Source organism: Paenibacillus sp. J22P165 (assembly GCF_059692015.1).
This window is the reverse complement of record NZ_JCAUAP010000007.1, coordinates 145,232-159,015: the sequence shown is the minus strand read 5'-3', so window position 1 is coordinate 159,015 and position 13,784 is coordinate 145,232. Positions and strand designations below refer to the sequence as shown.

At 43.3% G+C, this 13,784-nt stretch carries 10 protein-coding genes; 6 read left to right on the top strand and 4 right to left on the bottom strand.

Features of this window, described 5'->3' with window-relative positions:
* Window positions 1-22 precede the first annotated feature (22 nt).
* The 3 genes from AC58QM_RS18075 to AC58QM_RS18065 all read left to right on the top strand — a co-directional run bounded on the left by AC58QM_RS18075 (window position 23) and on the right by AC58QM_RS18065 (window position 3,068).
* A complete protein-coding gene (locus AC58QM_RS18075) occupies window positions 23-1,273 on the top strand; it encodes a stalk domain-containing protein (protein ID WP_497286308.1) in 1,251 nt (416 codons plus the stop codon).
* Window positions 1,274-1,400: 127 nt separating this feature from the next.
* Complete coding sequence (locus tag AC58QM_RS18070; RefSeq protein WP_497286307.1) at window positions 1,401-2,354, top strand: stalk domain-containing protein; 954 nt, start codon at window positions 1,401-1,403, stop codon at window positions 2,352-2,354.
* Window positions 2,355-2,450: 96 nt separating this feature from the next.
* On the top strand, window positions 2,451-3,068 hold the full coding sequence (locus tag AC58QM_RS18065) for a hypothetical protein (RefSeq protein WP_497286306.1): 618 nt from the start codon (window positions 2,451-2,453) through the stop codon (window positions 3,066-3,068).
* Between the two features lie 24 nt (window positions 3,069-3,092).
* On the opposite strand, the gene AC58QM_RS18060 is transcribed toward AC58QM_RS18065, so the two are convergent.
* The 3 genes from AC58QM_RS18060 to AC58QM_RS18050 all read right to left on the bottom strand — a co-directional run bounded on the left by AC58QM_RS18060 (window position 3,093) and on the right by AC58QM_RS18050 (window position 5,675).
* Window positions 3,093-3,650: an NADPH-dependent FMN reductase gene (locus tag AC58QM_RS18060; RefSeq protein WP_497286305.1), complete on the bottom strand. Its 558-nt coding sequence runs from the start codon at window positions 3,648-3,650 to the stop codon at window positions 3,093-3,095.
* 589 nt (window positions 3,651-4,239) lie between these two features.
* Window positions 4,240-4,719 (bottom strand): hypothetical protein, encoded by a 480-nt coding sequence (locus tag AC58QM_RS18055; protein ID WP_497286304.1) that lies wholly within the window; start codon window positions 4,717-4,719, stop codon window positions 4,240-4,242.
* Between the two features lie 77 nt (window positions 4,720-4,796).
* Window positions 4,797-5,675, bottom strand: coding sequence for a LysR family transcriptional regulator (locus AC58QM_RS18050; RefSeq protein ID WP_497286303.1), 879 nt, complete (start codon window positions 5,673-5,675; stop codon window positions 4,797-4,799).
* Window positions 5,676-5,781: 106 nt separating this feature from the next.
* On the opposite strand from AC58QM_RS18050, the gene aroA reads away from it, so the two are divergent.
* Window positions 5,782-7,125, top strand: coding sequence for a 3-phosphoshikimate 1-carboxyvinyltransferase (aroA, locus tag AC58QM_RS18045; protein ID WP_497286302.1), 1,344 nt, complete (start codon window positions 5,782-5,784; stop codon window positions 7,123-7,125).
* A gap of 19 nt (window positions 7,126-7,144) precedes the next feature.
* Window positions 7,145-8,200, top strand: a complete 1,056-nt coding sequence (aroC, locus tag AC58QM_RS18040; RefSeq protein ID WP_497286300.1) for a chorismate synthase — start codon at window positions 7,145-7,147, stop codon at window positions 8,198-8,200.
* Window positions 8,201-8,270: 70 nt separating this feature from the next.
* On the opposite strand, the gene AC58QM_RS18035 is transcribed toward aroC, so the two are convergent.
* On the bottom strand, window positions 8,271-9,308 hold the full coding sequence (locus AC58QM_RS18035) for an S-layer homology domain-containing protein (protein ID WP_497286298.1): 1,038 nt from the start codon (window positions 9,306-9,308) through the stop codon (window positions 8,271-8,273).
* A 403-nt stretch (window positions 9,309-9,711) separates the two neighbouring features.
* On the opposite strand from AC58QM_RS18035, the gene AC58QM_RS18030 reads away from it, so the two are divergent.
* On the top strand, window positions 9,712-13,629 hold the full coding sequence (locus tag AC58QM_RS18030; protein WP_497286296.1) for a hemoblobin-interacting domain-containing protein: 3,918 nt from the start codon (window positions 9,712-9,714) through the stop codon (window positions 13,627-13,629).
* The last annotated feature ends 155 nt before the right edge of the window (window positions 13,630-13,784 follow it).

The window sequence follows — 13,784 nt, the reverse complement described above, 5'->3', positions numbered from 1 at the left end:
GACCATGTAATCCGGAGGTACGATGAGAAATGTATTGAAGATGAAAGTCAAGTTGACAGTGGCCATTACAGCATTATCTATAGTGATTGGCAATCCCAGCTTGCTCGCCGCGGCAAACGACCCGAGTAGCGCAATCGCAGCATTAAACTACCTGAACGAAGTAAGGTCCCACATGGGAATTCAATCGATGAGTCTAGATCCTGCACTTACCACAGCGGCCGATAAGCATGCGAGTTATCTGCAAATGAATCAAGAGAATGGACATACAGAAACACCAAGCAAACAAGGCTACTCGGGAAAGCTACCTTGGGATCGGGCAGCAGCAGCAGGTTTTGATACGGATAAGTTCGGTGTATTTGAGGATGTATCTTTCAATACGGATTCGCCAGAAGATGGCGTGCAGTCACTATTAGATGCCCCGCTTCATAGATCAAGCTTGATTCTCCCTGACATGTCCCTATTGGGTGTAGGTTATAACAAGCATGCGATTGTCCTAAATCCTGCAAAGAGATGGTTCACACATACAGGAACAGGTGTTTATCCCTATGATGGTCAGAAGGGGGTGCCGATTGGCTTCTATGGCCTTGAGAGCCCTAATCCATTGGAAACATTTGATTTGGAGAAGTCGGGTTATTTTATCACCTATGCAGGGGTAGACCAAGATAAGTCGGATGTGACCGCCTCGCTGGTGAACAGGGAAGGACAAGCCATCGAGATTTTCAAATTAAAACAAGAACTTGGCGATACGAACGCATGGCATATCATCCCCAAATATGAGCTTGCCTATGGGGAGACCTATACGGTAACCGTTGAGAACACAACGTGGTCTTTCACGACCGTAGACAACCCAGATGAGCCCAAAACAGAACCTAAAGGTAATCCGGTTAAAACAGACCGCCCGAAACAATATCATCCTAATGACGTTGGTATTCGCATTAATGGTACCTACATCGAAGTTTCGCCTAAAGCCAAAATTATAGATGGAAGTACGTTTATCCCGCTTCGCGGGGTGTTTGAGGCCATGGGAGCTAAAGTACTATGGGAGGGAACACGAAGCGAAATTACGCTTATCAAAGACGCCAAAACGATTGTACTGACGATAGGAAAGCAACAAGCGCTAGTAAACGGAATAGGGCAGACACTTTCAATGGCTCCATTCATTTCGAGTGAAGGTTCCACGTATGTCCCTTTACGTTTTGTGACAGAGGCACTTGGGGCACAGATTGATTGGGAAAATGATAAATGGACCGCAGTAATCCAATCCATGAAATAAGAGAATTCAAGTCGAGTGAAAGTTGCTCGGCTTTTTACATTTTACAGGATGAAACAAAAGTTGAGCTTATGCGTCTAATTGGATGTATTTGTTAAAATATGGGATAAGTATAGGGGATGGATGAACGATGAAGAAATTTATGCTAGGTGTGAGCTGTGGATTACTTCTTGGAGGAACGTCAATAGCCTTCGCATCAGATACCATTCAAGCGTTATTGTTTCCAGCAAGTTTTGAGATCAATGGCAGTCAAGTAGCTATGAACAAGGAGTATCAGGTTCTGAATGTAGACGGACATGCGTATGTCCCGGTTCGCTTTGTGGCTGAACATTTAGGAGCTGCGATTGATTATGATTCGGAATCTGAAAAAATAATGATTAAAAACAAACCGTTGGACATCGTAGATCCTGATTACGCCAATGTTTCAGTTGGTAATTTAATTGTAACGAAAGCAGGAAATAAGACCAAGGTGACAGGTCAATTGACGATTAGCGGTGTTGGCAACAGTCAGAATATGATCGGAGCGGGCTTGTCCTTCTACAACGAAAATAATGAGAAAATAGGAGAAGCCGCTATCTCGGGAAATCAATTTGGGGTTGATACCCAAACGTTCGTCACGGAAGGGGATGGTGATTTCAGAAATTATGATGCCGTTTACCTTCATATTGGGGCAGTTAACCATCGACTTATTAGCGAGGTGCCTCACACGAGGTATGTCAATTCAAAATATCAATTCACATTCAATATCCCCACGAGTTGGGAAGGGAAATATGAGGTTGATGAACGGAGAGTTGAGGAATCTGAACGGGTGGACTTCCTTTTTATCCACAAGGCGAATCGTGCGTTTGGCGGTGTCGTATTTAGCATTTCCGTATGGACGAAGGAAGATTGGCTTGCGAATGGGCCAACCGCGAAGGGCCTAGGACAGCTTTACAAGATAGGAGAGGACGAGGAGCATGTGTTCCTTTTAATCCCTCCAGGCAATGTGGAATATAATCCTCAGGATGATACTCTTAAAGCGGAATTTAAGTCCATGACTGAGCAGATTAGTAAAATAAGAACGAGTTTCAAATTCGAAAAATAATTTAAGTTACATAATATTAGTTATGTAAACAAATATCTGTGAGAGTGAGGAATAGCCATTATAATTAGCAAATTAAAGTCATATAGCTTAATTTTTATGATATCTCTGTTAGCACTATGGATAGCTGGTTGTACATGGTATGAATCCAAGCCTAGCGTCAGAGCAAGCGAAATCACACTTACACCTGTCGATTTGTTCAAAGGGGAAGGAGCTAAGTTTCGTCCATTTATGGGGGCTTGGTCAGGCGCATTTGAGTTAAGCTATAAGGGAATGAACCCGCACGCTACATTAGATATTGATCTATGGCAAAATGGGCAGAAAGTGAAGACGATCGGAGGCATTGCCGATATGTTCCATAGCTCTGAGGTAAGAAATCGTGATGCGTTGGAAGTTATCGTCTCGATGGATAAAGTAGCTCTCGATGCTCAAGCGGCAATGAGCACGATTAAAGTCGGTACGCGCCGCGATTCTGGCACAAATACGTACGTGTTTACTGTTCCTTGGGATAATAAACTGACAGGAACGGGATTGATTCACGAGAGCAGTGAGCCGCGAACATTTCGAACGAATGAGTCTGCTTATGTGTGGGGGATGCATGCGACGAGCACGAACGAAATCCGTACATTGGACTTCACACCAGAAGCGCTAAGTAGAATTGAATGGGCAATTATTTTCACCTTGCGATTCGATGAGAAAGAGAAAAAACTGAATTAGGAAAATCCTAATTCAGTTTTTTCTTTAACGTAATGACTTCAAGGCACCACTCCAAGCAATGACTTGGTCAAACATCGTGTTTGCAGCGGCATCTTGACGCGGGTTAGGTTTTAGCACGGTGAAGTTTTCAAAATCGGTGAAGAGGGATAATGTCACTTGCGCACGCACACTAGCTATATGCAATTCACTTAAAATAAGCCTGAGGTTTTCAGCTGCACGCGCACCACCCGTACCTCCACCATAGCTGACGATGCCAGCAGCTTTATCCTTCCATTCATTGAATAGGAAGTCAATTGCGTTCTTAAGAGCAGCTGGTACCGCGTGGTTATACTCCGGAGTTACGAAAATGTAACCATCATAGGCACGAATAGCGTTCGACCAAGCTATCGTATGTTCTTTCGTGTATTTCATCATCATCGGTGGATGAGGTTCATCATAAAGTGGCAAATTAAAATCGGCCAGATCGACGATCTCGAACAAGGCATCCGTTCTTTTACTTGCAACTTCGTGTATCCACTGAGCAACGACTTCACCTCTGCGTCCTGGGCGAGTACTGCCTAATATAATTCCGATTTTTAACATGGTTATGGCCTCCAATAGGTATCGTCTATATGAGTAGCATAACGCTTTTATGGTAAGTCGTTCAAATGAAAATACGAGTATAACCAATGTTTCCACTAGTGGTTATAATATTAATGAATGTAGTTTACATAATATAAATTAAGTTAACATTATGGACATAAAAGTGACATTTTCGCGTCAGTACAATCGTTATTTTTTGAAATTTGTATGAACATGAAAGCGGATATATATGATTAATAAGACAAGCTCCTATATAATTTAGAAGAAGAGAGTTAAACTAGACAAAAGAAGGGTGGTTGGTTTTCTTATGCATACGTCTATCTATTTGGTGATATTTTCAATTATTTTATTATTTGGCTTATTATCGACGTTTTTCATCGGCTTTTCTCGTAAAAACCGTGAAGGGGATCAGTCATATTTTCAAAAAACAGGTACGAAGTGGGTAAGGCTTACTTCTTTATATGTCATATCGATTGCAGCAGGTTTATTAGCATTACTAGCATTTATTCGATACTCAATTGAATAGACAGACATACAAAAAAAATCTCCATAATTGGAGATTTTTTTATTTTGCCGCGGTATAGGTGTTTCAAGCTGGTAAAGAAGGATAGGGGTTGATTTTGATAAAGTGAATCTGCAGCGAACCGAAAAATGCTTTCCCTTGATTGTAATGCAACTCACATTTATATCCATACTCACAAGCAATGGCTTGTAATGATTTGAAGCCTGGGAGAGCTCTGACCATCGACGTGATCTGCTTCGTAATATGGTTCGGTATTTTCATGACCAGCGTGGAAGCACTAATGCCATCAACCACGGAAATAAAGCTTGGGAATTCGGATTTCTTGAGAAGCGAAAGGTTGATATGATCCTCAGCAATCTGTAAGATTTCTTTGTTCAATCGATTCAGATTTAAGGTCAAGTTTTTATAAAAGTAGATGCCAAATCCGATTTTATTAGTCAATGGATTTAACCGTTTCTTCCATTTCAATAGGTTAGCTTCCCAATAAGACTCCAGTTGTTCCATAATCGTATGCCACTTCAATCGTGATGTAAGAAAATTTTTCATGCTTATACTCCTTAACCATATTAATTACTTCTTCAATACTGACGTTACAAAAGGGAAAATCGTTCAATTATGGCAAATTACGCTTGAAGAATCTCGACAAAGCCTTCTGCAGCAACCGACAATTTCATATCTCGGCGCACAGCCAACCCAATACTTCGCGGAGGAAGGGGTTCATCTATTGTGAGCTCAAACAGTGTGCCTGATCGTAGCTCCTCAAGAACAAATGACTTGCTTATGAAGGCAACACCATACCCTAACCTTGCAAACTCCGATAGGAGATCAATATTTCCTAATTCGATATCGGGATTGACCTCGAATCCCTTAGCAGCAAACCATTTTTCGATGAACACTCGGGTACTGCTGCCAGGAGATAGTAAGATTAATGGAAGTTCCGCAAGCTCTTTCGTCGTGAGTTCACGCTCCGCAAGCTCTTGAAAAGCCTCCCCAACCACAAAACAATCCTCCAAAACGGCTAACGTGTGAATAGAAAGTTCCGGATCGTCGATCGGCATGTGCACAATTGCGCAATCGATTTCGCCTTCTTTAAGGCGTTTCGTGATCTCGTTTGTTTTTCCATGTGAAAGCCGAATCCGTATGCCTGGATATTTCTGATGATACGCATTCAACTGGGGGAGCAGGAGATGCTTAATCAGCGAATCGCTAGCCCCAATTCGAAGCTCACCCTGATGTAATTGTTTAAGATTCTGTAGATGTTTCTGTCCAGATTGCAGCAAAGCAAAGGATTGCTCTACATAATCAAAAAGCGTGCGCCCTTCTTCAGTAAGCTCGACCCCTTTGGATAACCGATGAAACAATTTGAGTCCTACCGTTTCTTCAATCTGCTTAATGGCATAACTGACGGAAGGCTGGGTAATATGAAGTTCTTGCGCAGCTTTCGTCAAGTTCCTGCATTTCGCTGTATGTAAGAAAATACGATACCATTCCAAATTCATCATGTGATATAGATCACCTCTATGGCAAAATAGTAAAATTCCAATTTCATTTATTTCATTTCACTCATTATAATTGGTTTAACGAAATAATTCAAAAGAGGTGGCGAACATGATGTTACAACAACCGGATTTGGAAGCTCGTTCTCCGTGGTCTACGAATAAGGCGAAAGAAGTTCAGATTAGTCCTCCAACATCGAAAGTAGAAGGAACAATCCGAGTACCTGGCAGTAAAAGTTTAACGAACCGAGCCTTGATCATCGCAGCATTGGCAGAAGGTACATCACAGTTAGCTGGCATATTGAAGAGCGATGACTCGTACTGGTGCATAGACGCATTAACCAAACTAGGTGTGTCCGTAGTCATTGATGGCGAAACTGCTTATGTAGAGGGATGTGGAGGGAATTGGCCGCAACCTTCTGGGGAGCTATATATGGGGGCTGCTGGAACAATTGCACGATTCTTACCTGCAGCTTTGGCAGTGGGAAAGGGCAATTGGACGATCAAAGGGAGCAAGCGATTGAGCGAGCGGCCATTAGCACCGTTGCTTACTGCACTATCAAGCATTGGAGCAGCTTTTGACTATCAAGAGGGGGAACATCGGTTACCTTACAAGCTCCATGCCTCTGGATTAAAAGGTGGCCACGTGAAGCTGGCAGGTTCAACGTCCAGCCAATTTATTAGTGGTCTATTGTTAGCTGCACCATACACGGAAACACCGCTTACGATTCAGATTGAAGGGGAAATCGTGCAACGGGATTATGTCCAAATGACCGTGGATATCATGCAAGCATTCGGTGTCACAGCACAATTCACTGAGGATGGTAATGCCATCCATGTCCCTTCAGGGAAATATCAAGCGCAGACACTCCAACTTGAGCCAGATGTTTCTACCTGTTGTTATTTCTGGGCGTTAGCTGCGCTAACAGCAGGCTGCGTACGCATTGAAGGCATTGATGCGAGACGCACGAGTCAGCCAGATATTGAGATTTTGGACGTTTTGGAGCAAATGGGTTGTACCGTAACACGCGGCGATTCCTTTGTAGAAGTACAGGGAACAACTCACCTCAAAGGTGGATTTACGCTCAGTATGAAGAAATGGTCTGATCAAACCTTAACGATTGCGGCTTTGGCTCCATTTACGGACGGACCAATTACACTTACGGATGCTGCCCATATTCGCCATCATGAATGCGATCGGATTGCTGCGATATGCACAGAGCTCAGCAAGCTCGGTGTTCGTGTAGAAGAGCATCAGGATGGATTAACCATCTATCCAGGGCAGCCGCAGCCAGCTTTAGTAGATTCGCATGATGATCATCGCATGGCCATGGCGTTGTCCTTAATCGGCTTAAGAGTAGCCAACATTCGTATCACCGATCCTGGCTGCGTATCCAAAACATGTCCAGGGTATTTTGAACAATTGTCAGCATTAGGCGTAGAAATTACTTATTAACTCAGGGGGAACAAGGCATATGGCAGGGAATACGTTTGGTGAAATTTTCAAAATTACAACTTTTGGGGAATCTCATGGTGCCGCTGTAGGTGTTATCGTTGATGGCGTGACACCTGGGGTCGAGATCGATGAGGCATATATTCAAAAACAAATGGATAGGAGAAAACCTGGCCAATCCTCTGTGACTTCACCTCGCAAAGAATACGATAAGATTCACATTCTGTCTGGAGTTTTCGAGGGGAAAACGACAGGGACACCGCTATTTGTCAGCTTGTATAATCAAGATATGAAACCAGAGGCCTATAACGATATTCAGTATTCATTTCGACCTGGTCATGCGGATTTCACCTATCTTCAGAAATACGGAATCCGCGATCATCGGGGAAGTGGGCGAGCTTCAGGACGGGAAACCGCGGGTAGAGTAGCTGGCGGAGCCGTAGCTCGTAAGCTTTTAGAGCAAAGAGGTGTGCAAGTGTTAGCCTATACGCAGGAGATCGGAGGGATTCCGTGTGAAACCTTTGATGAACATGCGATTGAGCTGAACGCAGTGCGTGCGTGCGATCCGATTGCAGGTGCCAAAATGATTACAAAAATCGAGCAATTAGCGGCGATTGGCGATAGTTGCGGAGGCATAGTAGAATGTCGGATACGCGGTGTTATGCCGGGACTTGGCGAGCCTGTGTTTGATAAATTAGATGCAGAATTGGCAAAAGCGATGCTTTCAATCGGTGCTGTCAAAGGTATTGAATTCGGTGCAGGTTTCGCTGCGGCTTCCATGCTGGGCAGTGAGCATAATGATGAAATGGATAATTCCGGATTTCTCAGCAATCATTCAGGTGGCATTCTTGGCGGGATCAGTACGGGGCAAGAAATTATTTTTCGCATAAGTGTAAAACCGACTTCTTCTATATCTGTTACGCAGAGAACAGTTAATGTCCATGGAGAGGAACAAGACATTCGGACGGAAGGCAGGCACGATCCTTGTATTTGCCCAAGAATTGTTCCTGTGGTAGAAGCCATGGTTTGCTTGGTACTAGAAGATCAGTATAAGAGGCAGGCTGCGATGTTCGGATAGATCATGATAAAAAAATAAAAAAAGCAGACCGATTCGTGGTGAATGGGTCTGCTTTTACTTTTAATCGTGGTTATTTTTGTTTGAAACCGTCAACGGCTTTCGTCGCATTTTTCACAATTTCAGTCGCTTCTGTCAGCGTAATGCCATCTTGAGGATTAAAAGCACCTTCAGAATTTAGTTCGACAATGTCTAGAGCAAGCGCAGTTTGGATAGCGCCGACATGTAAGATATCAATCTTATCATTATCTTTTACTTCTACAGGTGATATTTTAATCAAAGGCAGTTTCTCGCTAGTTTGAAGCGTATGAATCAGCATGTAAGTGAACGATTCGCGTGTCACTTTGGCATCCGGGTCAATTTTAATCTGAATATCTGTACCAAGTTCACCTAGAGCACCTTTGATCAGTTCAACACTTTGTGTTGCAGTAATGGGGTCAGCGGATACAACCGGAGTTGGATGAGCTTTCAAATACGCAAGTGCGTTGAAAATTTCCTCTGCCGCATCAGCGCGTGTTATCTCACTTTTAGGATTAAATTTACCTTCGGCATTCAGCGTAATAATCCCGTATTTAAGCGCACGTTGGATAGATCCTGAATACTCCACGTTGAGTTGATCTGTATCTTTGATATCTACTAGAACGGGGTTAATTAACGGAAGACCCTTACTGATTTCAATTGCACGTACAAGCTGATGTGTGAATTCTTCGCGTGTGATTTTTTTGTTTGGATCTAGATCTTTCGGAAGATCCACACTGTTGACTGCAGCAACGATAAACGCATTCGCGTACCAAGCATCATTAGAAGCATTGGCAAAATAATCAGTTGCTTTTGGCTCTTTCACGAAACGTACTAAGTCTAGATTAAGGCCAAGTGCATTAACATACAGTTGAACAGCTTGTGCAGTTGAAAGCTTATCTTGTGGTGCAAATAGGTCAGTTGTGATTCCTGAGACGATACCAGCTTGTTGAAGGGAGATAATTTTATCTTTTGTCGCAACGTTATCCAAGTCAGTAAAGGTAGTGGATGCCGCAAAGCTTTGACCAATTAAAGTAAGTGAGAGCAATGCAGTTGCTGCTGTTAGTGTAAGTGTTTTGATCGTTTTTTTCATTTCTGGTTCACCTCATAGTGGGATTTGTTTGTGTTTCTGGGCTTTCAGAATCATAAACGGGTAGGGTAATGAAAAGGTTGCACCTACTTTTAAATTAGTAACTTTTGAATTGTTGGATTAGTAAGGGAGTAATTCTCATGGACATTGTCAGTGATACGCGAGTTGATGATGATATACGAGATGACGGGGGATAAAATAGGTCTAATCGTACTGTATACGACTCGATTGTGCGAGCATTAAGTGAAAAAAAGACAAAAACCGCGAAGCCTTGGTGCTGCGCGGTTTTTGTCTTTTTACAGCGGAATCTTTCATTATTCTTTTATTGAGCTGTAGTAGATTGATAGGAGAAGAAACCGTTAATGAACCGACGGTTAAAAAATAAGCTTTTTAAAGGAGTACAACGATGTTATTGATTCCAAGACTAAAGAAAAGCATAATTCTAAAACTTGCTCTACTTGTAGCGGGGTTTGCCTTATTTTCCGTGTTATCGCTTACCCATCCATTTGAAAAGGAAGCGTCTGCCGCGTCATGGACGTACTGTGCCGGCGAAGGAGAGAATTGTTCGTTTACTGGCACAAAGATTGTCCAATATGGTTGGGCAACGTTTGAAAGTCAAGTATGGGTAATTAAAAAGCTGACGCCTAAAACGTACCAACTTAATGGTTCATCCGTAGAAGGTGTACGATGCAGTGAAAGCGAGTTTGCTCCTGTTTCGGGTTCTATGTTTGGAAATTATTGTATGGTAAGTGAGCCAGAGCCTTCGCTTGATGTCTCGTGGTCTGCGTCCGTCGGGGAAGGGAATAAGTCAGTTACACTTACATTTTCCTCCAAAGAAACGAACGCCGGGATTCTAGAGGAGTTGAAGAATAAGATTTCGGTCAAAAGAACGGATGCAACGGAATTCTCCGTTTTAACGCCAGATGACTCCGTTAGTAACACGACTTCTTCCATTCTTGGTGGCGGTACAATTGTCATTACCTTCCAGAAACCGCTAATGGGCTTAGACAATCAAATTCGAATAGCTCCAGGTGCATTGAAGGATATTCTTGGCGTTCCTTTTGATAGGAGGATCGAGATTAATCAGTTAGATGAGAATGAGCTCGGTAGTTGGCAATATGTGGGCAATAAAGGCATTTCGCAAGAGGCATCCTTTAATATGTCACTCAAGTTCGTTCAGGATACGCCTTATTTGGCCTATATAGAAGATTATGGGAATAAACTGTTTGTGAAAAAATGGGATGGCCGCAATTGGTCTTCAGCAGGAGATGAAACCATTTCGGGAGGGACGAATGGTCTTGTAGGAACTGCATTTTATCAATCTACCGCTGTTTCAGAGGATGGTCTATATGCGGCTTTTTCGGATATGTCGAGTGGATTTAAAGCTATCGTCAAAAAATACGACGGAAACCGTTGGCAGCTTGTAGGCAGTGGGGCTATTTCCGCAGACAGGGCGTATGAGATGTCAGTTGCTGTTTCAAACGGCATCCCTTATCTAGCCTATAAAGACGGGGCAAATGGCGATAAACTAACAGTGAAGAAGTATAAGGAAAGCGATAATAGTTGGGAATTATTAGGTACTGTGGGAATTTCACAGGATCCAGTATCGCAGATCTCCCTATCGGTTGATAATGGCGTCCCCTATGTAGCTTATCGCAATGAGAAGCCTGATCGTATTATGATAGGTGGCACATGGCAAGGAATGACTAGTTATTCAGGTGAGGTTAAAAAATTTGATGCAAGTAACGGTAGTTGGGTCAATCTGGGGCCATTTGCGACAGGCGGATATTCGACTACATACTTGACCATCAGCAGTGGCATACCTTATGTGGCGTATGTGGATTGGCTAACGGGTTATGGCGTCACACTGAAAAAGTATGAAGGAAACAGCTGGACTAGGGTAGACAACGGGAGTTTGAAAACAGGAGATTCAAGTAATATCAGTTATACTTCTTTCAGTTATTCTGAAAGCGTGCTCTATGTAGCATGTAGACTAACTGACGGTACAACAGCTGTGAAGAAATATAACGGAAGTAGTTGGATATCTGTAGGTGTCTCTGGCATTACGGAAGGATCGGTGATGGCAAATTCCTTAGCTGTGAATAACGGCATTCCTTATCTGGCTAATAGCTCCTTTATTTTTGGGGGAGACCTTGCTATTAATAGGAAACCTGGTGTTCAGAAGTTCCTTCTGACTGCACCGGTCTTGACCGCGGACGCCTCGAGTAATAACACAGAGAGTCCAATTGAACTTACCTTCCCGGATTTGTCGGCATGGCGCAATGAGATTACCGAGGTAAAGGACGGCACGGTTACAGTATCGTCAGCTGTATATTCGGTTAGCCCTGGGAAGATAACATTTAATCCCGGCGTGCTGAGCCTAGGCAACCATACCATAACAGTCTCAACGCGACATTACGGTGATGCTGTTGTCAGCCAGTTGGTACAGTTGAAACCAGTGGCGTTAGCGGCGGACATTACAGCCAATGATGTTGCGCATGACATCGTTATTACATTCCCTGATAATGCGGCATGGCGCGGTGCCATTACGTCAGTACTGGACGGAGCGACGACCATACCGTTAGAGAGCTACACCGTCGAACCTGGCAAAATCACTTTTAGGGCTGGTGTACTCGCACAAGGTAATCATACCGTTACAATTTCGGCAACCGACTATTTCGATACAGGTATTACTCAAATCGTGACGTGGATGCCTTCGCCTAATCTAACTTCAGATAACTCCGATAATTACGTAGCGAGCGCGATTGACATCACTTTTGCAGATGATGTGAATTGGCGGGATGAGATCATAGCTGTCAAAGACGGGACGAAGACGGTGCCATTAGCGAAGTACACCATTAACACTGGGAAAATTTCATTAAAAGCAGGCGCATTGTCACTAGGAAGCCATCTCATCACCGTCATTGCACCAAATTATAATGATGCGATAGTGACGCAGGATATTCGTGCAGGTGCAGGAGAAGTGATTAGTACGGATGCATCGCTATCTAACATGTTAGTTGATCAAGGTGCATTGGCATTCAATCCTTCGGAATTTACGTATAATGTGGAAGTACCAAACAGCGTTACCAGTTTTAATATGACTTTAACCAAAGCTAATCCTAACCAAACTCTATCGGTGACTGGTGTAACTTACACGACTAGTTCTGTCACCGGTAATGTGTACGTGTACACGATATCCAACTTGAATGTGGGGCAGAATCCAATCTTCATTGATGTGTACGCACAAGATGGGAGTTCACATTCCTATGTGCTTAATGTGAAACGGGCTGAGCCAAGCGCGCCAAATGTGCCAAGCGCGCCTGGTGGAAGCGGTCCAATTTCACCGCCAACGTCACCAATTACTACAGTGATTACCTCCACAGATGGCAATTTGACACTGCCAGTTGGTCAAACAGGCGAAGTTAGTTTGAACAAGGAAGTTACGATCTTGATTCCGGCGGATGCTTCATCCAAAGAACTCAAGGTGACCATTGATAAAGTGTTGGATACACAGGAATTAATTAAGGATAAGGAAACGCTAGCAAGCCCTATCTTCGAGATTTTGAAGAACTTCACCGAGAACTTCAGCAAACCGATTACGCTGACGTTTGCATTTGATACGGCCAGTATAGCAAGTGATCAAAGAGCTGCAGTTTTCTATTTTGATGAAATGAACAAGGTATGGGTAGAAGTTCCCGGCGGAAAAGTAAGCGGGGATCAAATCACCGTAGATGTGAATCATTTTACGAAATATGCGGTATTTGCAGTTGACCGAGAGGCAGTTAAACTAAGTTTTAGTGATATCTTAGGGCATTGGGCTCAGTCAAATATTCTACAATCAGTAAAGGACGGTCTCGTCACTGGTTATCCAGAAGGGACTTTCAAACCGAATCATACCGTAACGCGTGCAGAATTTGCGGTCATGCTGATGAATATGTTGAAGCCTCAAGGTGAAGGCGGGAAACTGAATTTTACAGATAGCGCTGAGATTGGAGCTTGGGCGCAACAAGCAATCTCAATGGCAGTACGAGAGGGTATCCTGCATGGCTATGATGACGGTAGCTTCCGTCCCAACGCTGAAATTACGCGAGCCGAAGTGGCAGTAGTGATCGCAGGCGCTCTAGGGAAATCTAGCAAGACGGATTCTGGAACAAGCTTTGCGGATGATATGGATATAGCGATTTGGGCAAAGAGCAGCGTTGCTTTCGTGTTACAATCTGGAATCATGCAGGGAAAAGGTGATAATCGATTCGTGCCGCAAGATCCTGCAACGAGAGCAGAAGCGGTAACAGTTCTCTTAAAAGTAAGCTCACAGAAGTAACAGTAGTGTTAAGGATCAAGGCTTCTCCTACTTGGCTTACAAGCAAGTGAGAAAGCCTTTTTTTGTTTGAAACATAATATCAAGAAGGAAAGAATTTGTTGAAATATTATTTTAGAATTTCGACAAATAGTAACAACCTTTTGTATCTATCTGTT